22 protein-coding genes and 1 tRNA gene are annotated in these 26367 nt (G+C 58.2%); 13 read left to right on the top strand and 10 right to left on the bottom strand.

What is annotated here, in order from left to right; translation table 11 throughout:
• Positions 1-70 precede the first annotated feature (70 nt).
• The 5 genes from glpX to FKG95_RS09475 all read left to right on the top strand — a co-directional run bounded on the left by glpX (position 71) and on the right by FKG95_RS09475 (position 5147).
• Positions 71-1039 carry a class II fructose-bisphosphatase gene (gene glpX / locus FKG95_RS09495; RefSeq protein WP_142896122.1) on the top strand — a complete coding sequence of 323 codons (969 nt, stop codon included), beginning with the start codon at positions 71-73 and terminating at the stop codon, positions 1037-1039.
• A 13-nt stretch (positions 1040-1052) separates the two neighbouring features.
• Positions 1053-2855: a single-stranded-DNA-specific exonuclease RecJ gene (gene recJ, locus FKG95_RS09490; protein ID WP_142896121.1), complete on the top strand. Its 1803-nt coding sequence runs from the start codon at positions 1053-1055 to the stop codon at positions 2853-2855.
• A gap of 15 nt (positions 2856-2870) precedes the next feature.
• Positions 2871-3779 (top strand): DUF1194 domain-containing protein, encoded by a 909-nt coding sequence (locus FKG95_RS09485; RefSeq protein ID WP_142896120.1) that lies wholly within the window; start codon positions 2871-2873, stop codon positions 3777-3779.
• Between the two features lie 62 nt (positions 3780-3841).
• A tRNA-Glu gene (locus FKG95_RS09480) sits at positions 3842-3917 on the top strand.
• A 747-nt stretch (positions 3918-4664) separates the two neighbouring features.
• Complete coding sequence (locus FKG95_RS09475) at positions 4665-5147, top strand: PAS domain-containing protein (RefSeq protein WP_142896119.1); 483 nt, start codon at positions 4665-4667, stop codon at positions 5145-5147.
• Positions 5148-5206: 59 nt separating this feature from the next.
• Here FKG95_RS09475 and FKG95_RS09470 read toward each other — a convergent pair whose 3' ends face one another.
• On the bottom strand, positions 5207-5797 hold the full coding sequence (locus FKG95_RS09470; protein ID WP_142896118.1) for a PAS domain-containing protein: 591 nt from the start codon (positions 5795-5797) through the stop codon (positions 5207-5209).
• A gap of 417 nt (positions 5798-6214) precedes the next feature.
• Between FKG95_RS09470 and FKG95_RS09465 the strand changes: the two genes are divergently transcribed.
• Entirely contained in the window at positions 6215-6592 is a 378-nt protein-coding gene (locus FKG95_RS09465) for a hypothetical protein (protein ID WP_142896117.1), read from the top strand.
• A gap of 33 nt (positions 6593-6625) precedes the next feature.
• Here FKG95_RS09465 and FKG95_RS09460 read toward each other — a convergent pair whose 3' ends face one another.
• The 4 genes from FKG95_RS09460 to FKG95_RS09445 all read right to left on the bottom strand — a co-directional run bounded on the left by FKG95_RS09460 (position 6626) and on the right by FKG95_RS09445 (position 8908).
• Complete coding sequence (locus FKG95_RS09460) at positions 6626-6973, bottom strand: DUF5658 family protein (RefSeq protein WP_142896116.1); 348 nt, start codon at positions 6971-6973, stop codon at positions 6626-6628.
• A gap of 157 nt (positions 6974-7130) precedes the next feature.
• Positions 7131-7376, bottom strand: a complete 246-nt coding sequence (locus FKG95_RS09455; RefSeq protein WP_142896115.1) for a hypothetical protein — start codon at positions 7374-7376, stop codon at positions 7131-7133.
• A gap of 382 nt (positions 7377-7758) precedes the next feature.
• Complete coding sequence (locus FKG95_RS09450) at positions 7759-8259, bottom strand: PaaI family thioesterase (protein ID WP_246116734.1); 501 nt, start codon at positions 8257-8259, stop codon at positions 7759-7761.
• A complete protein-coding gene (locus tag FKG95_RS09445) occupies positions 8222-8908 on the bottom strand; it encodes a TetR/AcrR family transcriptional regulator (protein ID WP_142896114.1) in 687 nt (228 codons plus the stop codon). The genes FKG95_RS09450 and FKG95_RS09445 overlap by 38 nt, the downstream gene beginning before the upstream one ends.
• A 265-nt stretch (positions 8909-9173) precedes the next feature.
• On the opposite strand from FKG95_RS09445, the gene FKG95_RS09440 reads away from it, so the two are divergent.
• A complete protein-coding gene (locus FKG95_RS09440) occupies positions 9174-9596 on the top strand; it encodes a PilZ domain-containing protein (RefSeq protein ID WP_142896113.1) in 423 nt (140 codons plus the stop codon).
• A gap of 18 nt (positions 9597-9614) precedes the next feature.
• Here FKG95_RS09440 and FKG95_RS09435 read toward each other — a convergent pair whose 3' ends face one another.
• Positions 9615-11648, bottom strand: a complete 2034-nt coding sequence (locus FKG95_RS09435; RefSeq protein ID WP_142896112.1) for a hydantoinase/oxoprolinase N-terminal domain-containing protein — start codon at positions 11646-11648, stop codon at positions 9615-9617.
• A gap of 310 nt (positions 11649-11958) precedes the next feature.
• Here FKG95_RS09435 and FKG95_RS09430 point away from each other — a divergent pair, with 310 nt between their 5' ends.
• The 3 genes from FKG95_RS09430 to FKG95_RS09420 all read left to right on the top strand — a co-directional run bounded on the left by FKG95_RS09430 (position 11959) and on the right by FKG95_RS09420 (position 15889).
• Positions 11959-13509 carry a BCCT family transporter gene (locus FKG95_RS09430; RefSeq protein WP_142896111.1) on the top strand — a complete coding sequence of 517 codons (1551 nt, stop codon included), beginning with the start codon at positions 11959-11961 and terminating at the stop codon, positions 13507-13509.
• 17 nt (positions 13510-13526) lie between these two features.
• On the top strand, positions 13527-15365 hold the full coding sequence (locus FKG95_RS09425) for a glycine betaine ABC transporter substrate-binding protein (RefSeq protein ID WP_142896110.1): 1839 nt from the start codon (positions 13527-13529) through the stop codon (positions 15363-15365).
• Between the two features lie 71 nt (positions 15366-15436).
• Entirely contained in the window at positions 15437-15889 is a 453-nt protein-coding gene (locus FKG95_RS09420; protein ID WP_142896109.1) for a universal stress protein, read from the top strand.
• An 84-nt stretch (positions 15890-15973) separates the two neighbouring features.
• Here FKG95_RS09420 and FKG95_RS09415 read toward each other — a convergent pair whose 3' ends face one another.
• The gene (locus FKG95_RS09415; RefSeq protein WP_142896108.1) at positions 15974-16501 is read right to left on the bottom strand and encodes a PAS domain-containing protein; all 528 of its coding nucleotides are present in this window, start codon (positions 16499-16501) and stop codon (positions 15974-15976) included.
• A gap of 261 nt (positions 16502-16762) precedes the next feature.
• On the opposite strand from FKG95_RS09415, the gene FKG95_RS09410 reads away from it, so the two are divergent.
• Entirely contained in the window at positions 16763-17377 is a 615-nt protein-coding gene (locus tag FKG95_RS09410) for a 2-hydroxychromene-2-carboxylate isomerase (RefSeq protein ID WP_179954015.1), read from the top strand.
• A gap of 1 nt (position 17378) precedes the next feature.
• Positions 17379-18416: an isopenicillin N synthase family dioxygenase gene (locus tag FKG95_RS09405; protein WP_142896106.1), complete on the top strand. Its 1038-nt coding sequence runs from the start codon at positions 17379-17381 to the stop codon at positions 18414-18416.
• A gap of 17 nt (positions 18417-18433) precedes the next feature.
• Here the strand turns inward: FKG95_RS09405 and FKG95_RS09400 are convergent, their stop codons facing one another.
• From FKG95_RS09400 to ppa, 3 genes are all read right to left on the bottom strand, one after another.
• Positions 18434-22846 carry a translocation/assembly module TamB domain-containing protein gene (locus FKG95_RS09400; protein ID WP_179954014.1) on the bottom strand — a complete coding sequence of 1471 codons (4413 nt, stop codon included), beginning with the start codon at positions 22844-22846 and terminating at the stop codon, positions 18434-18436.
• A 1-nt stretch (position 22847) separates the two neighbouring features.
• On the bottom strand, positions 22848-24770 hold the full coding sequence (locus FKG95_RS09395) for an autotransporter assembly complex protein TamA (RefSeq protein ID WP_142896104.1): 1923 nt from the start codon (positions 24768-24770) through the stop codon (positions 22848-22850).
• 283 nt (positions 24771-25053) lie between these two features.
• The gene (ppa, locus tag FKG95_RS09390) at positions 25054-25590 is read right to left on the bottom strand and encodes an inorganic diphosphatase (protein ID WP_142896103.1); all 537 of its coding nucleotides are present in this window, start codon (positions 25588-25590) and stop codon (positions 25054-25056) included.
• Positions 25591-25897: 307 nt separating this feature from the next.
• On the opposite strand from ppa, the gene FKG95_RS29590 reads away from it, so the two are divergent.
• Entirely contained in the window at positions 25898-26353 is a 456-nt protein-coding gene (locus tag FKG95_RS29590) for a bactofilin family protein (protein WP_179954013.1), read from the top strand.
• Positions 26354-26367 lie beyond the last annotated feature (14 nt).

Here is a 26367-nt window from a genome sequence, read left to right as displayed (position 1 = left end):
CGATGGATGTTTTTTAGGATTGAATTGGAGTAGATGAACGATGGCAAATTCCGACGCAGCAGAGAGCGCAATGGATCGAAATCTTGCGCTTGAGACGGTCCGTGTTACCGAGGCTGCGGCCCTGGCGGCCTCGAGACTGATGGGCCGCGGCGATGAGAAGGCGGCGGACCAGGCCGCGGTCAATGCCATGCGCGAATCGCTCAACGAGTTGTCCATCGACGGCACGGTCGTGATCGGCGAAGGAGAACGCGATGAAGCCCCCATGCTTTACATCGGCGAGAAGGTCGGCAAAGGCGGACCCAAGATCGATATTTCACTTGACCCGCTGGAGGGAACGACGCTGACCGCAAAGGGCGGTCCGAACGCGCTTGCGGTTATCGCGCTTGCCGAGTCAGGTGGTTTTTTGAACGCGCCCGATACCTACATGAGCAAGATTGCCGTGGGCGGCGGCCTGCCCGAGGGGGTTGTCGATCTGGATGAGACGCCCGCCAATAACCTGAAAAATCTCTCCAAAGCGACCAAGACCGATGTTTCGGACCTGGTCGTCTGCATCCTTGACCGCCCCAGGCACAGCGAACTGATCGCCGAGGTGCGTGCCGCCGGAGCGCGGATTATGCTGATCGGCGACGGCGATGTCTCGGGCGCGATGGCGACCAGCCGTCCGGAAAGCGGTGTCGATCTCTACATGGGCGTCGGCGGAGCGCCCGAGGGCGTCCTGGCCGCTGCGGCCCTGCGCTGCATTGGCGGACAGTTCCAGGGGCGTCTGGTATTCCGCAATGAAGACGAGCGGGAGCGGGGCCGGCGCTGGGGCATCGAGGACTTCGACCGTAAGTATCAACTGGATGAACTTGCCGGCGGCGATGTGATGTTTGTCGCGACCGGCGTCACGGATGGTAGCATGTTGCGCGGCGTGCGGCGTCACCACGGCGGGGCCACCACCCATTCCATGGTGATGCGCTCCAAGACGGGCACGGTTCGCATGGTCGAGGCGCATCACGATTTCACCCGCAAGACCTGGTACGACAAGCTGGGCGTATAGGAAAGAGGAAGGCATGGGGCAGACACCAGAACAGCATTCGCCGCGTGCCAGCTTTCTGAATGTCGAAAATTCCGCGTCCGGGAAACGCTGGGAGGAACGCCTGGCCGACCCGCGGCGCGGACTCGCTTTGTCTCAGCGTCTGGGGCTGCCTGAGATTGTCGGCCGGGTTCTCGCGGCCCGTGACGTCGGCCTGGAAGACGCCGAAGCGTACCTGAACCCGACTTTGCGTCAGTTTCTGCCTGACCCTTCTCATCTGAGGGATATGGACCTGGCGGTCGAACGGCTCGTAACCGCGATCCGGAACCGGGAAGCGATCGCTGTGTTCGGCGACTACGACGTTGATGGGGCGACCTCCTCGGCCTTGCTTCAACGGTTTCTCAAGCAGGTTGGCGCAGACCTTCGCGTCTACATTCCTGACCGGATTTCAGAGGGTTACGGGCCCAACGCAGCGGCTATGCGCCAGTTGAAGTCTGAAGGTATCGAGGTCGTGATCACGGTGGATTGCGGCATTACCGCGTTCGATGCGCTCGAAGATGCAGCTACGCAGGGGCTGGAGGTGATCGTTGTGGACCACCATGCAGCCGAACCGCGGCTGCCAATCGCCACCGCCGTCGTGAACCCCAACCGGCAGGACGAGGACTCGGATTGTGGCCATCTAGCTGCGGTTGGCGTGACCTTTTTGCTGGTGGTTGCCCTCAACCGGGGGCTGCGCACGGCGGGCTGGTTTCAGCAGGCAGGGATCGCGGAACCGGATCTCAAGCAATGGCTAGATCTGGTGGCGCTCGGCACTGTCTGCGATGTGGTGCCTCTCTACGGGCTTAACAGAGCGTTCGTCAGCCAGGGCCTGAAGGTCATGGCGCAACGCAGAAACAGCGGTATTGTTGCGCTGTCGGACGTCGCAAAACTGAGTGAGCGTCCAGATAGTTTCCATCTCGGCTTTATGTTGGGGCCAAGGGTCAACGCGGGCGGCCGGGTCGGGGAGGCGGGACTGGGGGCCACGCTTCTGGCGACCGATGACGCGGCGCAGGCTCGCGATCTGGCCGTGCGTCTGGACCGGCACAATGCTGAGCGCCGGGAGCTCGAGGCCCTTGTGCTCGATCAGGCCATTGAACAGGTGGAAGCGGACGGGGAGGTCGGATCCGGTGTCGTGATTGCCGCTGCGCCTGGCTGGCATCCCGGCGTCATCGGCATTGTCGCAAGCCGGCTCAAGGATCGCTATAACGTGCCTGCGATCGTGATCGCGCTGGATGAGACCGGTCTCGGCAAAGGCTCGGGCCGGTCCGTGCCGGGTGTCGATCTGGGCGCGACAGTCATTGCGGCACGGCAGGCGGGGCTGCTGGTCAATGGAGGCGGTCACCCCATGGCGGCCGGACTTACGGTTGCCGCCGGCGGACTGGAGCCGTTGAGAGCCTTCCTGAGAAACCGGATCGGGGCGCAGCTGGCGGCGGCCAACTATATTCCGTCCCTGGGCATCGACGGCGCGCTGCAGCCAGGGGGAGCAACCGCCGAACTCCTGCGTGAGATCGAGCGTTGCGGGCCCTTTGGAGTCGGCAATCCGCAACCACGGTTCGTCTTGTCTTCGGTGCAGGTTGCTAATGCCGGCGTGGTTGGCGCGGACCATGTCCGCTGCAGCCTTGTCGGTCTGGACGGCAAACGGATCAAGGGGATCGCCTTCCGGGCTTTGGACAATCCTCTGGGCGAATTGCTGCTGAAATCGAACGCCTTGCCGCTTCATGTGGCCGGAAAGCTCAAGCTCGACAGCTGGACCGGGCGGGACGCGGTTCAGATCATTATCGAAGACGCCGCTTCCATATAAGTCTACACTCGCTTTATGAAGCGACCAAATCACTCGGCGGACCGGACTCTCCTGGCAAGCTTTGCTTCGGCGGACCGGAACAAAAAATCCCCCAGAAACAGGTTCTCAGCCGCCGCCCTGTCGGCGGCGCGATTGGGTTTTGCCGGCCTGGCCGCGTCGGTGATGACCGCAACTGCATCGCTCTCGGAGAGCCTTGGACCGGAAACGCTTCAACAAACGGCGCAGGAAAGAACCGTCGATCTCGAGCTGATACTGGCGATTGACACCTCTTCAAGTGTTTCCTCGCAGGAATTTGATCTCCAGATGCGTGGAATGTCCCAGGCGTTTCGGAATGAAGCAGTGATCGGTGCCATCAGAGCCTCTGGCGACCGGGGCATCGTCGTAGCGATGGTGCAGTGGTCCGACGCGCGCAAGCAACTGCTGGCGATTGACTGGTTTGAGATTAAGGACGAGGAATCCGCGGAACGCTTCGCTCAGGAGATCGATAATACGCCCCGCTTTCTCTTCGGGGGCGGCACGGCCCTGGGCGGTGCACTGACTTTCGCAGCCCGCCAGTTCGAGAAGAATAGCTATGCCGGCCGGCGCAAGGTGATTGACGTGTCGGGGGACGGCCGTACAAACCAGGGAACGCGGCCGGAGCGGGTACGGGATCAGGTGGTGGATTCGGGAATTACCATCAACGGCCTGGCGATCCTGAACGAAGATCCGACCATCGACACCTACTATCGGTACAATGTGATCGGAGGCACCGGCGCCTTCGTCATGACAGCGACAGATTACGAGGATTTTTCGGCGGCAATGCTGGAAAAACTGATTAAGGAAATTTCAGGTGTTCCAATTGTAGAGTTGTCCGGGCCGCACCCAACGCAAGAAGCGCACTACCTTGATCGGCTTGAGAAAAGCGGCCCGAGTGAGGAAAATTGAATTTATGGAACTGTTGGGCTTGCATTAGAGACGCGAAGCCTTTAAATCCCTCCTCACACAGCGACCCCATCGTCTAGAGGCCTAGGACACCGGCCTTTCACGCCGGCAACACGGGTTCGAATCCCGTTGGGGTCGCCATTTCTCTCCCGCAGTAAAAACACTCTAGACAAAACGAAAACCGCGCCTGCCGGGCGCCGGGTTGTCGCCGCGACCATTGGTTCTCAATCCCTGCGGGTCAGGCCTATGGCAGATCGCAAGCAGCGCTTGCCGCACCGCAGGCAAGCGTCAAGCTCTACAGACGTGGCCGGAAGAAATCAAAGCTCGGGAAAGCTGCGCGTAGAATCTCATGGTCACGCAAACGCGGGGCGATTCTGCTGCGCCGTAACAGGTGGCGGCATCCTAGGTAATGACGAGGACGGCCCAGGTCACGATGCTCCACACACCCACAGATGCCACCAGAAGAATTGCGGCGGTGCGCCGGGTTGGCCACTTTGCGGCTCTTGTCGATTGAGCAATCATTTTTCACTCCCATCGTGATCTGCGGAAATACGCTACCAATCGAACTATTTGGGTGTTGTGCCAAAGTTGTGTCCTCGTTGACGCGTTTGGGCATAAAACGGCGACTGATGCCTGAATTCCTTGAACAAAGCCTTGGGTTTCATTGCATTGATGAAATATTTATTTGACTGCGTATGATTTTAATAGTTGGGCCTGCCTGTTAAATCTTGCTTAAAGAGTTGAGATCTGAGGATTGTTTAAAAAAATCCTTGAAACAGTGCCGAATAGCACAGCGAATGGGTTGTTTTCTGTAGCAGATTTGACGTAATTATAGGCGAGTTCGAGCTTTTGGCCGTTGGCCCGGACCGGGGGAGCGATACGAGATCTATGCTTGAGCAAATTCGCACTGAACCACTGAGAGAGATCTATCGCTACTGGCAGTCGAAATGCCGGGACGGTGTGGTTCCCTCTCGTACCGATATCGATCCGCCGGTCGAATTAACGGGTAAGATACTGCCCTACTGTGCGATGATCGAGGTGGAAGAAAACCCGCGCCGATACAAGTACTGTCTGGTCGGGACAGCAATCAACAAACAGTATGGCGAAGAAACGACGGGCCGCTATGTCGATGAAATCGACCTGGGCGACATGAAAAGCTGGGTCATCAGCACTTATGATGAATTGGCTGCGACACTCCAACCTTCTGTTATTTCACGCGAATTCAGAAAGCAAAGCGGCGAATTTATCTGGTTCGAACGCCTCGCCCTGCCGCTTTCCAGCGACGGCAAGACTGTTGATATGATATTCGGTGGGGCCGTTGTCGAGCCGCTAACGCCGCTGCAGGCACTGAGGGGATTTGGAGGCGTCTGAGTGAGGGCAGCCGGTCTTTTCGCCCTCTCTTCAGGAACCACTGGGTATTTCACCAGACTTTAACGCGCTGAAGCGCCCAGGATGTGGACCTGACCGTCGTTGGTAATGATGTCATTTACCGTCTGGGAAGCATCCTGAAAATCCCCTTGAATGCCGCCGAGACAGGTGGAGTAGAAGATCTGGTCGACATCTTCACGACCTTTCGTCAGCGGCAGGAGAAGCCGCTGGATACTCCGGACCGATGAATCCCGGTAGCGGCACTTGCCCAGCGAGTAGACCGGGCACCGCGTTTGAACGACCTTTCTATACAGCAGAGTAATGAACTGGCTGTATCCGATGGGGGCCACGTCGTCGAGATAGTGTCCTGTGTAGTCGTGTCCGAACGAGCGGTTGATGTTGCTTCCCACCACCCGGAAATAGAAGCGCCGCCCTCCGTCAATCACATCAAGGAGCCCAATATCCGGCAACAGCTTCGGGATATCGATCGGATCAACATCAGATCTGTCCGGCATAAGCCGCTGCGCGCGTTTGCCGGTCCAGTAGTCGAGAAGCGCTTTGTGGCGATCATCGATAATCTGGTCAGAAAAGCTGCTGAGCGAAGTGTGAACTTCGCTAGAGATCTCCTCAGGAACCGAAATCAGATCCAACACTTTACGCGGTCTCCGAATGTAAACAGAGGGTAACCAGACTATGAGTGCCGCAAAGAAATACAACCAAAGGGATCAAAATTAATGCAGGAAGATTATATCAAGGTTGCCGATATGTCACGACGAGAATGCGGCTATCGTATGGCATTCAGCTCAAATTTGACGTGCCACGTACGTCAGGGACCTCCGGTGCTTCAATGACCTGGGAGCGAGGTTGACTTTCACTCGGTTGGCGGTGCGTTACGCCCGCTTGAGCCAAAAACCCGCGGCCGCTCCGCCGTCGGCTCCCGCTGAGGGGAGCCTAGGGACCGCATCCTCGGACAAGTCAAATGCGATCTTCCCACCTGTCAAAGTATCGGCTTTGTATGCGTGGTTACTTTCGTGCCGAGGGTCGATCGGGTGTTCTGGCGAAAGTGGCCGATGAATTTTGGTTTTGTCCAATTCATGCCCGCGCAAGGTGTTGAAAGATGTTATCTTCCGGCAATTGCAGAGCGGGAGGAGGGAACGATGCACGCGCGCTTGATAACAATGCATTTAACCCACGGGAATGCGGATGAACTCGAGGCTCTCTACAGAAACTCAATCTTACCGGCGTTGCGAGAGCAACGAGGTTTTGTCGAAACGAACTTTGGAATCGATAAGAATGGAAAAGCGGTTGCGTTTGTTGTCTTCGAAAATGAAGCGGATGCAATTATGAGCGAGGAGAATGGGTATCTCGGCCAGCAAATCGCCAAGGCATCGCCCTTCTTGGACTATCCTCCGATTGTGGAGTATTTCAACCTAGTGGTGAAATCGTAATTGTGACGTGGGTGGTCGTACGGTTTCTCGGTTTCAAGACAGCATGCCGACAATTCTGGCATTGTTCCACACATAGAAACCTAGGATCGGAACGACGGGCGATATGACCAGCAGAACCAGGCGGTGGGGGTACCAGACGATCATCATGGCCGGAATGAGTTGCCCTATGAGGCGAGGCAAGAACCACCAGTCTCCCATAGTGCTCTGGAACCAACGGATAATCCTGTTTGCTTCATAAGCACCAACTGCCAAACCAAGATTTGTGGTCACGATGTCCAAGACGGCCAATGTAATGAGGCAGGTTGCGATGAAATAGCTGGCCGCCATCAAACGTGGGCTATTACGATTTTTCGCCGCAATTCCCGGTAACCATTTAAACACGATAGAAGCCTCACGTTCGGGTGTAGTCTTATGGCAAGCTCTTAGAACAAGAGATGTAGCCTGACTCTGCTTTCTCGATCGTTAACCGCGGCGTGGATTGCTGCTGTATGTCCGTGCTTGGAAGGAGTGGCTGGCGCAAAATGCGGCTTCATTCGCGCTATGAGCGGATTTTCTGCTCCCTGATCTCCGTAAGAACCGCCTCGAGCCGTTCATGAAGGCTGTGTTCAGAGGCGATGAAGAGTTCGGCCTTTGCGAGATTCGCTTTTTGTTGCAGACGCATGGCCCTGCCGAGCATACCCACTCTGATCCAAATCAGAATGCCGGCAAGCGCGACCACGATTTCGGTACTGGCATTACCGGCAAACTCGAAAATGAGGTCCAGGTTTGGGATCACGGTATCCATGGGCGCATCCTTTTAGGTCATGGAAAGTGGTTGTTTGTTTCACCATTCTCGTGTGTTTGGCGAAAAGTTTATCACTCAGTGAGAGTTTTGCAGTCTGGAAGTAATGCTGAAAAAACAGAGGTTTCCGGGCTTTTTCGCCATGACTTTAGCGATCAACTGCCCCGAAGCGAAGAATTGGCTTACGGCACATTTCACTGGCCACAGTTTTAACACACCGTTTTCGATCGGATCTTGGCACTGTGTGTTCACCGAGAGGTTGGTTGTTAACGCAACCGACAACGGCCTTCCCCAAGGCCTATTCCTCGCAAAGACCCCCACGGTATACGCCGAACCGTGGGGGTCTTCCTATTTGGGGCTCAAGAACGCCAAAGAGACTTTGACGTTACATGGCGAAAATCAGGCAGGTGGTTGTGCCGTGCGCCGCGAGCTTGCCATCAGCGCCGTAGAGCTGTCCCTCGGCTGTCGCAATGCGCGAGCCCTGATGAATGACACGGGACTCAGCGCGGACGGTACCAGTCTCGATCGTAATTGCCCTTACGAAATTCACCTTCAATTCGACCGTGGTGTAGCCTGTTCCGGCCGGAAGGGTAGAGTGGACGCTGCAGGCCATGACCGAATCCAGGACGGTCGCCGCGAACCCGCCATGGACAGAGCCAATCGGATTATAGTGCTGTGGTCCCGGCTGGCCTTCGAACACCACTTTTCCCGATTCGACCTGTACGAGGCGAAAGTCCATCAAGGTGGCAATCGGCGGCTGCGGCAGCTCACCCTTTGCAATCGCCGTCAGGAAGTCAAAGCCGCTTAAATGCTTCATCTCACTGGCAGCAATCACACTGGGCGCGTCACTATTGGGGGGCGGGGCCACAGGCATTTCGGTGGTCATCTCTTTCTGTTTCCTTTTCACACGGAATGTTGGATTGGTCAGGGGCTTGTGGCTTTCCGGCGTTAGACCTCTTTACGAGGAGGGATTGAAACGCCGTTCTTGCTTGATGACGCGCATGAGGTTCACGCAGAAATCTGTTCGAGAAGTGATAGCCGAAGCCAATGGCGTTGAATTCAAAGGCAAACTGCTCGCTATCAAAACTGTCGGCAAGATGACCCATGTCGATAGCGATCTCTGCCGCCTGCCCAATCGTGCCCAACCATTTTCGCTGTTGGGAAAGCAGGTAGTCGCGCAGTGGACCTGGCCGGTCGTCCAGTTCAAGCGTGGCGGCCATGATCGGGCATCCACCCGGGAACTCCCGGCTTTCTGACCAGTTGAGCCAGTTTTCGAACAGCCTCTCGAGCCTTGGGCGCCCTGCAGGCTCCTGAAACGCGGGACGTATGACCACTGCAACAAAGCGCTGTGACGCTGCCTCCGTTACAGCCATCAGCAAGGCGTCTTTCGAGCCGAAGTGCGCAAACAAACCACTTTTTGACAAGCCAAGCTTCTTTGCAAGGGTACCGATACTCAATCCGCCGAGCCCTTCCTTACTCGCGATATCGGTCGCAGCCTCGAGAATTGCCGCCTTTGTCTGCTTGCCTTTAATCATGTTGATAAGTTAACGAACGATCGTGCTATTTTCAACTTACAACTCGCGTGTTGGTGAAATTTCTGTAGAATTAGGCCTGTGTGCACGACCCTATAAGTGGTAGGGCTGCTGTCTCGAAAGCATTTTTAAATTTTCTCTGAAGTAGATTGGAGAACGGCCGTTTTTCTGTGCTGACTGTTCTCGGTACTGAAATGAAGAACGCGCTTTGGCCGCTGCAGCATTCCGTTGCAGAGACCTCTTCTGATCAGCAGCTTGGAAAAGCGCCATGTCCAAAATCGTTGCCATCACGCAAAAAGAGCGCCGCCGCGATCTGCGCCGCAGCGTCAGTTTCGATGGCCTGGTGAATGACGGCCCGGTCTCGGTTATCGACATCAGTGCCAGCGGTGTTGGCGCTCGAGTTCTGGATACGCCCGGTCCAATGGCTGTTGGCGACGAGGGATATGAAATCGAGATCGTTCCTAGCCATGGCAGCGATACCCATGGCAACGACACTGCGCGGAGTTTTGAGGTTGGGAGTGAGGCTACGCTTACGGTTTTAAAGGACGGCGACCGTATTCTGAGCGTTTCCATTGAGATTGTCCGGTTCGATCCCGAGGCCGACAGCCTCGGCGCAAGATTTATCAATATCGCCGATGAACAGTATCGGGTTATCGAACGTCTGGTGACGGGCCGCCCCATCAAAAAATAGCCTTTGAATAAAGTCAGTTTAACTCTTCGCGGCCTGACCCAATCCGGGGCGTCCAATTGCCACGGCGTCAATCTTGCTTTCCACGAAGACACGCCGGCCGCCGATATCCTCGACCAGTGTGTCGTTTCGGTTTGAATGAATTTCCGGATCGCGGGCGCCTGCGCTAACGGCTGCTTCACGGGCAAGACGTTTCGATTCCTCGTCCGCGAAGGCAATGGCATGCTCCAATGAGGCAAACTCGCGCATCGTCGTGACCAGGTGTACGCGATAACGCCCTTCACCAGGTGTCGTCACCGTTGCCGTCACGCTCTGGGAGACGCTGCTGACCACGGCGCCGATCGCATTGCAGACTTCGGCATGTCCGGGAACTGTGATCTCTGCGTTGAGGCGCCCGGCAATATCAGGATAGTAGTTTGCCGCAGGCGCTCCGATCGCCACAACAGGCAGCTTCAGCCGGAGCGTAAAATCGATCGGGCTCTCGTGTATCGGTGACCCGGAGTCGCAAGGGCGCTTGACGGCTTGATCAAGAAAGTAGCGCCCAAGCTCGTCCGGCTTGTCGCCCAGAGCGGCAGGCAAGCTCTCGGTGAGGCTGGCCATGACCAAAAGCCTGGCCGATGCCGTCACCATGGACTCATGGACGGTTGCTGCCAGTTGCGCTGGTTCTTCCGGTAAAGTGATGCCGAGCAGATCAGCCCGCCGGGAGAAAAGTCGCGCTGCTGTCTCTGCCGCCGCTTGAGACCAGCCTTCATGCCTGTTCAGAACGTGCGACGCGTCGCTGGGGGTAAAGCCCGAGACAATGGCAAGACCCCGGTCGAGCAAGCGTTTGAAGGGCCTTTCCATGGCGGCTCCGGAAAGGAGTTCGGCAACTGCAACCGGACCGTCCTGCAAGCTCCGCCACAGACTGCGTTCCGACGACGTCATGGCTGCCTCGCTGGTGTCCAGCGCGCGCTGCCGCATGGCAAAGAGGCCGGCATAGGCGGGCAGACGTTCGGCGGCGAGCTGCTCTTCGAGACTCTCAAGCACCGACGGAAATTCGTGCGCCAGGAGAGAAATCGGCAGGTTGCGCCTTGGCCCCAATTGGAGACCGGAGCCACGCTCCATTCGGATCTCGCTGTCTCCCCCTAATCCAAATGTCTCTACAGCGATGGCCTGCACCATTGTTTTCCGACCGCCAATCGTTGCCCCGTCTTCACTGAGCAGGGGGCGGCCGTCGCGCAGAACCGCGATATCCGAAGTCGTCCCGCCTATATCAACCACAAGCATATTGGATTGACCGGCCAGATAGGTCGCGCCGATCGTGCTGGCGGCCGGTCCCGACAGAACCGTCTCAATCGGCCGTTTCAGGGCGACCTCTGCGGATATCAGGGATCCGTCGCCCTTCACGATCATGAGCGGCGCGCCGATCTGGCGTTCGGCAAGCAGTTTCCGGACGGAGAGAATGAGGTCCTGCAACTGGGGAATCAGACGGGCGTTGAGAACGGCGGTCAACGCGCGGCGTGGCGCGTCGAGGCTGGAGGCAAGTTGGTGCGCAGCTGTGACCGGCCGTCCTGTGAGTTCCTGCACCAATGCACAAACCTCAATTTCGTGGGCCGGGTTCCGAACGGCGAAGAGACCCGCGACCGCGAAGGCCGAAACATTGGGGGCATGGCGCTCGATAGCTTCCCGTGCCGCTGCGAGATCCAGAGGCGCGGCTTCATCGCCCGAAGCATCGTGACCGCCGGTCAGAAAGACGACCGGATCCTGACCCAGGGCCGAGCCCAGGCCCGCCCGGTCCAGGGCTTTTTCATCGTGACCGATCAAAAGCAGGCAAACCGGACTGCCTTGCCCCTCGACCACTGCGTTCGTTGCCAGGGTGGTCGAGATTGAAACAAGCTCGATAGCGGTCTGATCCGCGAGACCATCAAGCACGGTGCCGATGGCTTCACCGATACAGATTGAAAGATCGTGCTTGGTCGTCAGGGCCTTGGCAGAGGCAAGCACACCGCTGTCACGGCTGAAAAGGACCGCGTCTGTATAGGTTCCGCCGGTGTCGATACCAAGCAGTTGTGCCATGAAAGTCCATTCCTAAACTCGATCCCTGAAGGTGGGTTTTACCTCTTGTCGTCCCCACAAATCCTGTAGCACCAACGGCAAGCGGATGTCTTGGGGAATAAGGCTGCTGTCGTGAAGATTTTTGATTTCCGCGCCGCAGGTTTTTGGGGCTGACCTGTAAAACCGGGGCGTCGACAGAACAGCCCGTAGGATTGCACTTTGGGATAATTACGACAAAAGAGGTGCGGCTCGCATTAGCGGAAAAAAGAAAAAAAGGTTACTCTTTCTACCGCTCACATAAAAAAACAGTCTTGTGCCGGGGGAGAGACAGATGTCGTCGAACGCGTCCAAGTTGACCATCAATACGGTGTTCACCGTGTCGATGGCATGTTGTGCAGGGATCGGAGTCTGGGGGATCGTCAGTCCGGATGGAATGACCGGAACGATGCTTGGGTTCACCAATTATTCGCTGACTGGTGTCAGTTGGGCCTGGCTTTTCATCTGTTCCAGCTTTCTCTTCCTTTCAATTTACATGGCGTTCGGTCCCTACGGTCACATCAGACTTGGCAAAGACGACGAGGAGCCGGAGTTCTCGACGGTGTCCTGGATTGCGATGCTCTTCGCCGGTGGCATGGGCTCCGGCCTTTTGCTCTGGGGGCCGGCCGAGCCGATGTATCATTACATCAGTCCGCCCGGCATGGAAGGCGGCACGGCTGCTGCGGCCCGGCAGGCGCTTGTGATCACGAATTTGCACTGGGGCTTCCATGCCTGGGCAATCTACGCCATCTGTGCGCTGGTGATCGCTTACTTCACCTTCCGGCGGGGTCAGCCCTCGATGATCTCGACACCGATCAAGGCTTTGTTTAACGGACGCACGGGTGATGCCATGGGCAACGTGGCGGACACGCTCGCCGTGCTATCTGTTGTGTTCGGTCTGGCCGGATCTTTGGCCATGGGGACCCTGGCCGTGCGCTCCGGGTCCTTCTATGCCTTTGGCACGGATGAGAGCGTGACGACGGCCATCATCATTCTGGGGATCCTGTTCGTCTGCTACATGCTGTCCGCCACGACCGGCGTGGACAAAGGGATCAAGATCCTTTCGAACGTCAATATGGTGATTGCCATCCTCATCATGTTGCTGGTGCTTTTTGCCGGTCCGACGCGCTTCCTGCTCGAGACTTTCATCGATTCCATCGGCAACTATTTCGCCGGCATGATTACCATGTCGTTTAAGCTCTTCCCCTTTGAGGATCTTGGCGGATGGAGCGCGGGCTGGACCCTGACCTATCTGATCTGGTGGATCGCCTGGGGCCCCTTCATCGGGATCTTTGTCGCCCGCATCAGCCGGGGGCGTACCATCCGTGAATTCTGCGTTGGCGTGATCCTGGTACCGACGCTTTTTTCCATGCTGTGGTTTGCGGTCTTTGGCGGTGCGGGGTTTTACATTGAAATGTTCGCCGGTGGCGGTCTTCAGGAGATCATATTTGAGGATGCGACCAAGGCGCTCTTTGCCTTTCTGGGATATTTTCCCGGTGGACATGTCCTGAACATCCTGGCCGTCACCCTGATGTTTATCTTCCTGGTGACCTCCGCAGATTCGGGGACCTTTGTTCTGTCCATGATGACGACCGACGGAAACCTCAATCCGCCGGTCATGCAAAAGATGGTCTGGGGCACACTGATTGCCGCGATTACGACTGGGACGATCCTCTCGGAATCTGTGGCTGTTGCAAAAGCAATGGCGATCACCGGCGCGATTCCCTTCACGGTGATCGTGCTGCTGCAGATCGTCGGCTTCATGAGGGAAATCAAAAAAGAACGCGCACCACTGAAACCGATCGAAGCCCGTGGCGAGGCCGTGGGCAGCAGTGGCGCCAGTTGAGCAGAGGAGGGAGCAAAATGTTTAGATCGTTACTCATTGCATTTCTCGCCTTGACGCTCACTGCCTGCGAGGACAGCGAGAGCCAGATCAAGATCGGGGCGAAGAACTTCGGGGAAAGCCGTGTTCTTGCCCACATGCTGGCCGAACTGGCGTCCGAGCAGGGGCTACCGGTTTCCGGTGTCGTGGACTATCCCAACACGCAGGCAATCCAGGCGGCTTTGAAGCAAGGCGATATCGATGCCTATCCCGAATACAACGGCACCGGGCTCGTCATGCTGGGACAGAACCCAACTGCCGACGGCGATGCTGCGATGGCCCGTGTGAAGGAACTCTACGAGCCGCTCGGACTCTCGTGGCGTCCGCGGATAGGCTTCGCCAACAACTACGGCCTGGCCATGAGACCGGATCGAGCGGCTGAGCTCGGCTTGACCACGATGAGCCAGCTGGTCGGGCAGGCGCGGGCGCTCACTATAGGGATCGAAGACGATTTCCTGAAACGCCCGCTCGACGGGTTTCAGCCAATGTCGCAGCGTTACAGCTACGAGTTCTCAGAGACAGATGTTGTCCCGCTTGGCGAGCGCGCGCAGCTTTACGACAAACTGCTTGATGGACAGGTCGATCTGATCGAGGTCTATACCAGTGACGGACAGATTGCCGACTATGGACTGGTCCTGCTGGAGGATGATCTGGCGTTCTTTCCAGTCTACGAGGCGGCTGTGCTCGCGAGTGCCTCATCGCTTGCCGCGCACAACGGCCTGGGCGGCGCTCTCGATGCCTTGGCCGGTAAGATCGACATCCAACTTATGCGTGACCTAAACCGGAAGGTCGATATCGAGAGCCGGGCGCCGCGCGCGGTGGCACGGGATGCCCTGGCGCGCCTCGGCCTGATCGACAGCGGTGCGGTCGAAGCAGACGATCCCCTTTTCATCGCTGCGTCGCCTTTTATCAGTGAAAGCGCCGCTGCCAACACAGCCCTCCGAACCGCCAGGAACGCATTCCAGGGACGGGATGTTCAGATCCTGCCCAGCCACGCGCCGCTGGAGTCGGTGGCCCGTGGAGAGGCGCGTCTGGCTCTTGTGGCGTCGGACGCTTTCTTTGACGTCTCCAAACCGGCACCGGAGCGGGACGAAAGTTACGAGGCGGTCGCGGCAATCGGACAGAACCTCATCCATCTGGTGACCGCGCAGGGCGGACCGGAAGCCCTCTCGGATATCACGCGGATTGCGACTGGTCCCGAGGGTTCGGCATCTCACCGTCTTGCGACGGTCCTGAAGGCGGGGCTGTCCCTCACTGCGGAACTGGTCCCAGGCGAGGCCGATACCACGTCCGCCTTGCTGGCAAACCTGACGAGTGGTGGCGCTGACGCCGCGCTTGTCTCGGCGCCTGAGGGCGACAGCGCCTTGCTCGCCAGTTTCGCCGATACCAGTTTTCGGCTTCTGCCGATCGACGGCTGGAGCGACGGCGCCAATCTTGTGCGCTTCCCCTTCATCCGGCAGAATCGGATTTCCAGACGCGTGTACCGGGGACAGTTTAATCCTGTGGAAACACTTGGACAGCAACTGGTGCTGGCCGGCCCGGCACCTGACACGCAGTCGATTGTCGGCGATCAGGGGCCCAGTGCGATCGCGACCGGTTTGTCGCCGATCTCAAGTGCCGCGGTGATCGCGCTCAATGATACACTGCCGGGAGCGACGCTGATCGATCCGACATTGAAGCAGGCAGTTGCACTTGCGCCGGTCTTGCCGGAGCCGCCCGCGTCAATCAATCCAGCCGCCGACGTGTCTGTTCTCAGCCTTATTGTGGTGGCTATGTTCGTCTGGTTGACCTGGCTTTATATTCGACCGGACTACCGTTAAGTGGCGTACTACTGTTACGTGCCGCACTACTGTTATGTGCCGCACTACTGTCACGTGAAGGAGACACTGCCATGACAGCAATTGTACTCGCACCGATCGACATCACGGACATTGAGACGACGAAGAAGGTCTTCGAGGCGGCGGTGGCACAAACCAAGGCCCTGGAAGCAGACCTCTACGTCATGACCGTGGTGCCGGACATCGTGAGCGGTCTGGACTGGCGGTACGCGATCAGGGGGGAGACCGGCGGTTCCGCTGAGTTCGATATGTCCAAGGTTGTTTCGGAGTGCCTCGAAAAGCTCAATCAGATTGTTTCAGAGCACACACCGGCGGGGATGACGGTTAAAACGATCGTCCGTCATGGCTCGGTTTACGAGCAGGTCTTGGATGTGGCTGAAGAAATCAAAGCGGATCAAATCGTAATGGGCGCGCATCGTCCCGGCCTCGGTGACTTCCTGCTGGGTCCGAATACGGCGCGCATTGTGCGCCACGCGACTTGTTCCGTGAATGTCATCCGTATCTGAAGTATCCCCGTGCGGCCGCCCCACGGAGGTCGGGCAATTGTTGAAGGTCAGGCGGCGTTGCGGCTCGGGTGAGAACGGCCCTCGTCAAAAAGTGAACTTGGAGTCCCGTTTGATGGAGTAGACCATGATTTGGCTGACGGTGTCGCCGTCTTCGGACAAAGGTAGAAAGATTGTCGATTCATCACGCCAACGACCGTCCGGTGTTTCGTATTCGAGAGGGTCATATATAAAAATACCCTCGCGCCGGACGTAGTCGTAACACTCAATGACATCTTCGAGGCTCGGGCCGAAAAAACCTTCCCGCACGTCTCTTCCGGTCGGATCGTAGCCACGCAAGGCGACTTCTTCCGTACCGACCACCCGGTACCTGAAGATCCCGACGCCGTTGCGATCAAGGCCCTCGACGTCAACGAGAAGAATCCCCGGCAGGTGCGATACAAAATCTTCCGGCGCTATTTCGCTGCGGCTCGGCATGCGGCGATCGCCGCGTTTCCGGTTCCAATAATGAAAAATCTCGGCAATTTTTGGGTGGCAGTTGGCGAGAAGGGCCCGGCTGGTGATGTAACGCGGACTGGCCTTGTTCTTCTGGTTGTCGCTGCTGCTTTCAACCATATGACCTCCCCGGCCATGAGTGTTACAAAGGATACGCGCTGTTTGATGCCGATGAACTGTCCAGAAAGTGTAACAAGTTTGGCGGGAAAAATGCAAAAAAATGAAGGTGTTAAATTTACGACAGCCTGTTGCAAGCCTGCACTTTTATCAGGAGCGCGAGTAGAGTTGATGCGTTGGGCGCGTCACGGGTGATCTTGTAAGGGGTGGGTTTCTAGCCGGACGGGTGCCGGTGGATTTTTAGATGCATTGGAGCCGATGCTGATGTCCTTTGAAGTGCCTTTTTACTATGGCCTTGGAAGCCGCTATTCCTATCTCGCCGCGAGTCAGCTCGAGAGGATTGAGCGCGAGACATCCTGCTGCTTTGAGTGGTTGCCCTTACAATCGGGCGAATTGATCCGGCGTGCAAATCAAGGGTTGTCGCCCTTTTCAGGGCCACCCATCTCGGGGCAGTACGACTGGAATTTTCGGCAGAGAGATGCTGAATCCTGGGCGCGATACTATGGTGTGCCCTACCACGAGCCGCATGCTTTTCGGATCGATCCTGCGGACCTGGCACGCGCGTGTTGGGTGGCCGAAGGGCAGGGTTGCTTGAAGGAAATGTCTGTTCTGATCTTTCAGGCGATCTTCGTTAAAAGCCACGTTATCACGCGTGATTTGCTGGGAACGCTGGCCCGCGAGCTCGGTATGGATGTGCAGATGTTCCTGGACGAGATCGATGGGGAAGAAACCGCAGCCAAACATGAAAGCGTCCTGAGGCGTGCGATGACCGACGGGGTCTTTGGTGTGCCGAGCTTTGTGGTGGGTAAAGAGATGTTTTGGGGAAACGACCGGCTGCCGCTGGTCAAGCACGCGTTGTTGAGAGAAGGTGAGGCCTGAAATGAATGAGTTGGCCGGGCAACTTGAGAACGTGACACTGCCCGTCATCGATATGGCGCCGCTCTTTACGGAACGCAGTGATGGGCGGGCCGAGGTCGCCGCCAGGATTCAACTGGCCTGCCGGGAGAGTGGCTTTTTCTATATCGCCGGGCATGGGATCTCTCCGCAGCTTCTGGAGAATCTCGAGAGAGTCAGCCATGCGTTCTTTGCGCTGCCCTTGGAGCGAAAGATGGCCATCGCAATGGCCAAGGGCGGCCATGCCTGGCGCGGGTTCTTCGCCGTGGGAGGCGAACTTACGTCCGGCGAACCGGATATCAAGGAGGGTCTCTATTTCGGTTCCGAGCTCGCCGCGACGCATCCCAGGGTCCAAGCGGGTTGGCCTTTGCATGGCGCAAATCTCTGGCCTGCCGAGGTGCCTGAACTGCAGGAACTCGTGACCGGTTACATGACAGAGACGACGCGTGCCGCCGCGGCCTTGCTGGAGGGCATAGCGCTGAGCCTCAATCTGGAGGCCGGTTACTTCAGGTCCCACTATACGGCGGATCCCACTGTCCTGTTCCGGATCTTTCATTATCCGGTTCCGGATAAGGCGACACCTGCATCTGCGTGGGGCGTGGGCGAGCATACCGATTACGGACTGCTGACTCTCCTGGCGCAGGACCGTCATGGCGGGTTGCAGGTCAAGACACCGTCCGGCTGGATCGATGCGCCGCCGGTTCCTGGAACCCTGGTCTGCAACATCGGTGATATGCTGGATCGTTTGACAGGCGGCTGGTTCCGCTCGACACCGCACCGAGTGCGCAACGTCAGTGGCCAGGGCCGTCTCTCGTTCCCGCTCTTCTTCGATCCGGACTTCACCGCTGAAATGCGCGCGCTGCCCAAGCAGGCGGCACAGAGTGACGTTGGCGAAAGCAGCACTGTCCGTTGGGACGGCGCGGACCTCCAGGCGTTTGAGGGCACTTATGGAGACTATCTGCTCGGCAAGGTTTCCAAAGTGTTCCCGGAATTGAGCAGTGGTGTGCTGCCCAAGGCAAAGTGACGCTTCGGACCGTTGCCTCAGTAATCGAATTTCCAGAATACGCCGACCCGGCCGCTGGCGTCCTGTCCTACGTCGCTCTCAACGGAAATGTTCGGGGTGACCTCGACCTCCACCGTAACCTTGGTGCTGGTCGGGTCCGTGCCCTGGCTTACGCCGACGAAAACATCGTCGGTGACATATTTGCCGGCGCGGACTTCCACTTCGCCGCTTGTCTCATTGGTGCCCGCCGTGAGCACGTCGACACCGATTGTCTTGCGGACGAGACCGAGAATGCCTTCACCAGACCCGAGCTGCCCGGAGACCGAAGCCACGGCCTCAGCCAGTTGGAGTGCTTCAACCGGCGACAGCTGCCCGGTGGACTTTCCGAAGAGGACCTGCGCGAGGATCTCGTCTTGAGGCAACTCGGGTTCCGAGCTCAAAGTGATTTCCGGGCTGGATGCGGTTCCGGTAATGGCCACAATGGCCTTGAAGCCGTTTGCCTCGTAGACGGCAGAAAGATCAAGTTCCGGATCGATCTCATCGTCGCCTGCAATCGTGACCTTGCCATTCTGCAACGCGAAACTCTTGCCGGCGAACGTGAAGTTGCCGCGCACGGGGCTGAGCGCGCCTTCGATCTGAGGGTTGTCGGCCGTTCCGGTGATTTTGAATTGTCCCGACCATTCCGAATCAAGACCGCGGCCGCGAATAAAAACCCGCCGCGGCAGAGAAAGCGCCAGATTTAATCTGGTTGTGGAGGGCGCAGTTTCCTGCTCGTGATTCCCGTTAAGCTCGGCTGCTTCCTGGCCAGGGACGTTTCTTTCTTCAACCGGAAGCTCGACGATAGAGGCGGGCAGGTCGCCGCCGATATTGATCTCTACCAAATCTGTCGCAACGTCGCCTGTCACGGCGATGGCACTGAGCGGTCCCTCCACCTGAATGTCGCCACTGGCTTGAGCAAGGATGTCATCCCGGCGGAGTAGGCGGGCACGAGTCAGATTAGCCGAGATATCGATGACCGGTTCTCCGCTTCCGCCTGGCAGACTGATCAAGCCCTCTGCCGTGAGGCTTCCGTCATCGCCGTCACGAGCTGCGAAGGTGAAAGCCGTTTGATCGACCGCGTCCAGTTCCGCTGATAACGTCATGTCCGTCAATAGTGTTCCGAGTTCCAGGCTCTCGTAGCGGCCATCGGAAAGCGTCGCCGTTCCCTGGAGCTTCGGGTTGGCAAGATTGCCCCGTGCCTGAGCGTCGGCGGCCAGTTGGCCGGCCAGCAGATGTTCATCAAGCTCCAGGAGAGGCCAGAGTTTGGCCAGATCGCCAGATAGTTTGGCGTCCGCCTCCAGCGGTTCGCTGTCCGGAATGGCGGCAGTGAGCGGGTCGAGAGTCACTCTGAGCGGTAAGGAGGCGCGGGCTTCGAAAGACGTGTCTTCCAGACCCGCAATTTCTGCGTTGAACGCCAGGCGGTCGCCTACGAGCTCGCCCGTGAGCAAACCGTTCAGTGCAGGCAGGTTTGAGAAACTCTCGTCCTTCGGCTTCGCGCCTGTGGCTTCGAATTGGAATTGGCCTGCTGCTTTTCCAGCGGCGAAGGAAAACTTCGCCTCACCGTCAAGCACTCCGCCTGAAGCCAGTTGCGGGTCCAAGAGCGCAAGAAGATCGAGCGGAAGCTCTTTGATCCTGAGCTGAGCGTCCGCCGCGGTCGTGTTCATGTCAGCCGATCCCGTTAACTCTGCATCATCCAGGCGCAGCTTGAACTCTTCGACACGCGTGTCTGATCCGGACTGCCGCACGCGAAGAGGCTGCAGCAGTTGAAGCACTCTGTCTTCGTAGTTTCCCTCCAGAGCGGCGAGCGTCAGTAATGTCGCGTCAGCAGCGAGCTCCAAGCGTCCGCCGCCGGTGAAGTCCAATGCGGGCTCGGCCGCCTTGCGAAGGCCAAAGGTAAAGTCGGCTGTTTCCTGAGTTCCTTGGGCGTCGACTTCCAAGGCGTCCAGGATAAAGTCTCCCGCGGTCAAATCCGCCGCCTCGGCCTGTACGTCGAAGCTTGCCGTCCGAAGCAGGTCCCGCCCGCTCAGCGTCGCCTTCAATGCCGCGACTGTGAGACTGTCAGGATCCCGCGCGTCTGCCTGCAGATCGGAAGCGTCGAGAGTCACCTGCGCATTCTGCCGGTTTTCTTCACCTGAGAGATTGGCAGTGAAGTTGAGAGACCCATCGGCTGTCTGATCCGCAAGTCCGGAGAGCGCAGAAAGGTCAGACACCTCGCCCTTGAGCGCCCCGGTGATCGGCATGCCGTCCAGGGGAACCGTCAGCTTGCCGCTCACGACTGCTGCATCCGCGATCGAGAGCGATAGACCGCTCAGGTCCAAACGATCAGGCGATGTGAGGGCAAAGTCGGTTGTGAGATCTGCGACGGTTTTCGGGTGCTCCAGACGGGATCGAAGCGCGCCCTTCGGACCTGACACCAGGTCCTGAATCTCGTATTCGTTACTCAGCTTACCGATCTCGATGCTGTCGACATTGAGGCGCTCGAGGTTCGCCGTACCTGTAAGAGCCGGGTCGTCTAGCGGGCCGTTCAGCTTTCCGGAGACTTTGGCGCTTCCTGAAAGGGCAGTCCCGATAAGCGCCTCCAGGCTTGATAAATCATCCGCATTGACCTGGAAGTCAGCCGCGACGCGCTCGAAGGTCAGGGGGACTTCTGCCGTCGCCGCGAGTCTCGCAGAGGCGGTCGTGAGATCAAGGGATCTGAGCGCCAGAGTTTCGGGCGTTGTATCGAGCGTCGCCTCCATCTCGATGCTTTCGCCCAGCAGTGCCTTCAACTGCGGGTCGCCCGGATTCAGTTGCTCGGAGACCGCACGAATTTCGATCGCGGCCTGTTGCGTGATGTCTTCGCCATTCAGCTTTGCATCGATTTTGAGCTGACCCGCGATCGCCTGTCCCACGGCCGGGGCGAGAAGTGAGAGGTCTGTCAGAAGGAGCGAGATATCGGCATCCGCAGCCTGTGTCTCGAGGCCGAACTCTCCCATGCCGGACAAAGAAAAGCCCGTGCCGCTGGCATTCACTTCGGCGAGGTCGACCCGGTTATCCACGGCGTCAAACTGCAACCGGTAATCAAGGTCGACCTGCTCGCCGAGCAGAGCGTTTGCTTCGGGCGGGAGGCCGGAGAGAGACGTGAGACGTGCCGTACCCTCGAGAGGCAGCTTCTCTGGACGGAGGGGAGACAGCATCGTTTGGAAACGACCATCCAGGCGTTGGGCCGAAAGCTCGTTGAGTTCCGGACCTTCGAACAGGAACTCGATATCGGCCTTTATCGATTGCAGGTCACCTGTCGCCGTGATGTCGAGCTGTCCGGTCTGAAACTCGGCGGGCGTGATCAGGGGCTCCAAAACTTCATTGTTCAGAGGCGTCAGGCTGATCTTAGCTGCAATTGCTTCCTCCGCCAGCGCATAGCTACCCTCGAGGCGCACGCGTAGTGCAGGCGATTGCAGGCTCGTGGAGGCGACTTGGAGCGTCCGGTTACTCTCCGACCAGGTCAGTTCGGACTCGATGTTCAGACGCGGCGCCACGAGAGGGGCAAACTCCGGGGGCAAAAGCGCAGCAAAGCCGCTACTGCCTTGAAGGCCGATCGTGATTTCCCGCGCCTCCGGGCTTCCATCGAGCGCTGTCGAGACGATCAGTTCACTCTCGAGCAGGTCTCCAGCCTTTGCGAGCAGCTGACCCTGCCAGGAGGTAATCGCGCCGTCGCCCAGGATCGTGAGCTCGACCGCCGGGAGGCCCGGCAATTCAAGAGTCCGGGCAAGGAGGCCGTTTTCCGGTTCGCTCAGCGTGATATCGACACCCAGAGTGTCCTTTACGGGATGAAACTCGACCAGTCCGGCAAGCATGGCTTCGCCGCCTTCGAGTTGCCGTAGGTCGATTTCGCTGCGGATCCGGTCTTCACTTGGGGCATTCAAGCTCAGTCCGAGCCGGAACACCGCCTCTTGACCTGCAAGAGCCTCGTGAAGCCGGATGCGGTCAATCTGCAGCGTCTGGAGCGCAACATCGACGGGCAGGGAGGGGATGGTATCCCCGCTGCCGTCATCCGATGAGGCTGGCGAAGGGGGCAGGTGAGGCTCCCGCAGAATTTCGAGACTTCCGAGTTTGACTTCAGCGATACTAAGGCGCTTGTTCAGGAGCTCCCAGGGCGACCAGCCAACCGTCAGGTCCTCGGCGATCAGCCATTCGCCGTCTTTGTCGGCCAGGGCGATGCGCGCAACCTTGAAGTCGGAGAGAAGACTGCCGTCGATTTTGCCCAGCGACAGCTTCAGGCCATCTTCTTCACTGATTAAGGCTTCCGCCTGTTGACGCAGCATATCCCGGCCTAGGTCGGTCTGGGTTCCAAGGAAAAGCAGTGCGCCAACAGCCGCCAGAACGAGGAGAGGCAGGGCAAGCAACGATGTGATGAGCAAGCGCTTACGGGACATCCTAGAAGGCTTGTCCGAGGCTGATGTAGAACTGGAAGGCGTCATCTATATCGTCACTGCGGGGGTTGACCGGAACGGCGACGTCGAGCCTTAAGGGGCCGACCGCTGTATAGTAACGGAACCCGAGGCCGGCTGCCCACTGAAGCTCTTCCGAGAGGTCGGGTATCTCGTCGTCGAACACATTTCCGCCCTCGACGAAGGGAACGACCCCGATGTCCTCGGTGACTTTAACGCGCAACTCGAACCCCAGTTCCACAACGGAGCGGCCGCCGAGCGGATCGTCGTCCTCGTCAAGGGGGCCAAGCGTGCGGAACTCATAACCACGTACCGAACCACCGCCGCCGGAATAAAAGCGTTTGGTGGCCGGAATGTCGTCAGTCTGTTCCCCGGCGATCGAGCCCACGGTGCCGCGCGCGGCCAGGACCAGCCGGTCTTCCTCCAAGACCGAATAGTAGGTCGAGGCGTTGACTTCCCCGCGAATGAAATTTGTCGATTCCGTCAGGACGCCTGCATAAGGGGTGAGCGAAGTCCCGACCCGGAACCCGCGTGTGGGATCCAGGAGGCTGTCGCTGTTGTCATAGCGCGCCGTGAGAGGCAGGCCGATCAGTGCGAAGGTCTCTTCCCCCTCCTGATCGTCGATGATGGAATACTCGAAAGACGTGCCGGCGCCGAGAGTCCAGTTGTCCCGCCATTTGCGCTCGAGCCCCACGAAACTCTCGATCGTCTGTTCCTCGAAAGCCTCGGTGTCTTCGGACTTGATGCCGGCGCTCACACGGAGGTCCTGGTCGAGCTGCCAGATATCCGGTTTGACAAAGCTGCCGGAGAGTTCCTGCCTGAGCTCGGCGACGACCAGATCTCCCCGAAGGCGTTCCGCACGGCCGAAGAGATTGCGGTGTTCCCAGTAGAACTGGGTTCCAGCACCTTCACTGGATGAGTAGTTAACACCCGCGCCAATCGAACGGCGCTCACGCTCCTTCACTTCAGCGCTCACCGGCAATTGACCATCGGCACCGACGGTCTCGGATTCACTGACCTTGACCGACTCGAACAAGCCGGTGCCGGAAAGTTCCCGACGTAAAGACGTCAGCTGTGTCCTGTCGAAGACCTGCCCCAGCGGCCAGCGCGCGATGCGGCGCAGATAGTCTTCCTCCACGTCTTCGAGACCTGAAAAGCCCAAGGCCCCGAAACGCGTTGCCGGTCCGGTGTCGATCATCAGGACAACTGACATGGTCATGGTCGCATGATCGACCACGGCTTGCTGTTTGGTGACTTCGGCCCGTGGAAAGCCCCGCGTGCCAAGCAGGCGGATGGCCTGGCGCTGCGCGGCGACAATCTCCTCGGCTCTCGCGGCGATGCCCGGCTCGATTCCGAGTTCGCTCGGATCGATCGTAGCTGGCAGGGGCGTATTTGCCGGCGTCTGGAATTCGACTTTATAACTCTCCAGGCGAAAGAGCGGGCCTGTCGTCACCATGATGACGACGCGCTGCTCAGCATCCTCCTCGATAATGCGGTAGCTCACCTTGTTGGCATAATAGCCCTCGGATCGCAGGGCCTTGTCGAAGGCTTGGATATCCTTTTCGATCCGGCGTTCCAGGGCCGGCAAACTGGCCGGCGGTTTGCCTTGAAGGCGTTCCAACTGCGAGGAGCCGCGCAGTAGAGAAATGATCGCACTGTCCTCGGTGCCCTCGAACTCCAGCGCATAAGCGATTTCGCTGGAGGTGCTCTCGTCATCTTGAGGGGGGCTCCCTCCGTTGCCGCCGCCACTGTTACGGGAGGGCGAATCTGCCTCCGGGCCTTGATAGCCTTCGTAGGCGCGTTCCCCGGCACTTTGCGAAAATGCTGGCCCAGCCGGAAGGCTCAGCACAAGAATGGCCGAGAGGATGGAAAGACCAATGGTAGGAAGTGTGCGGCGAAGGAAGGGCATAGAGGTCTGCCTCAAGTGAGCGACCGAGAGGTTTTCACCCAATCCGGCCTCTTGCCTTCATACAACAGCTTCATGTGTTAACTACCTGACACAGCTGTCTTTTTGTATTTGTGTTTGCGTCCATTCCCGTCAATGTAACGATAAAGTCCGCAAGGGTACATACTAATGCGGTAAGGGATTATCCCGATGCGGCAATGGCCTGGAATAAACTTAACCCGGAGAGTTGTTCACTCTCCGGGTTTTTCATCAAATGGTCTTACCGGTCTGTTCCTGGCTTCTCATCTCAGCCCTCTTGTTCTTTGGCCCGTTTCATCGCGCTTTCGATCATGCGGCTTGCCTCTTCAGCTTCGCCCCAGCCCGTCACCTTTACCCACTTACCGTGCTCAAGGTCTTTGTAATGCTCGAAGAAATGCGCAATCTGCTCGCGCAGGATCTCGGGCAGAGAGCGGTATGACGTGACGTTCGAGTAGAAGGGATGAAGCGCATCGACGGGAACCGAGAGGATTTTTTCGTCGTGTCCGGCTTCATCTTCCATCATCAGCACACCGATTGGGCGGGCCCGTACGATGGCGCCAGGAACGACTGCGTGGGTGCCGGCCACCAGTACATCTATGGGATCGCCGTCGTCGGACAGCGTATGCGGCACGAAACCGTAGTTGCAGGGATAGCTCATCGAGGTGTGCAGGAAGCGGTCCACGAACATCGCGCCCGATTCCTTATCGAGCTCGTATTTGACCGGTTCGCCGCCGAGCGGCACCTCAATGACGACGTTGACGTCCCACGGCGGGTTCTCGCCGACCGCGATTTTTTTAAGATCCACGTGCCTTCTCCATCGGATCAAGAGCTATATTGCGGTGCAATATGACGAGTTCTGCCGAGAATACAAGCGTTCAGAAAGTCATGTTCAACTCCGGAACGCAGCGCCGCGGTTGGGACGGCTGAGGATGCGGGTTGGCCACCGGAGGGTAAGAAAGACTGCTGGCAGAGGCGAAACTGCAACAAATGACATCTTTTTGCCCGATTTTTGTCCCAAGTCATGCCCCAGTCGCCTGCGTAGATTTGCGAAGTTCCACGCGAAGCGGTTACACGATTCCAGTGCCACCCGATTCGGTTTCTCAGAGGTAACAATGTCACATCAGAGCACTCCTCATTTACCCGCTCGTCTCGCCGGTATTCCGGGCGCCCGCGCTCCCAGCGTCGTTTCAGCGGCACAGGAACGCTCACCCGAAGCTCTTGCCGGAACCCTGGTTGTGGGCGCCGGTATTCAGCTGAAAGCCGAGGTGAGTGCCTGCGAAGTTCTTCATGTCGATGGTAAGATCGAGTCCTCGGGCCTCAAGGCAAAAACCCTGAAGATCCGCAAAGACGGCGCGTTTGTGGGAAATGCCGAGATCGAGACCGCCATTGTTGCCGGCAAGTTCGAAGGCAACCTGAACGTGCTGGAACATCTGACGATCAAGCCGACCGGCCGGGTGTCCGGCAAGATCCGTTACGCCAAACTGACCATAGAGGAAGGTGGCCAGATCGCCGGAGACGCGGACATTCTCAAAAACGCGAAGTACCAGAAGGAGCGGGATCAGGCCTGAAGCCCGGGTGGATC

The sequence above is a fragment of the Denitrobaculum tricleocarpae genome (assembly GCF_007004665.1).
In the GTDB taxonomy this organism is placed as follows: Bacteria; Pseudomonadota; Alphaproteobacteria; order Kiloniellales; family Kiloniellaceae; genus Denitrobaculum; species Denitrobaculum tricleocarpae.
This window is presented reverse-complemented; position numbering and strand designations above follow the sequence as displayed.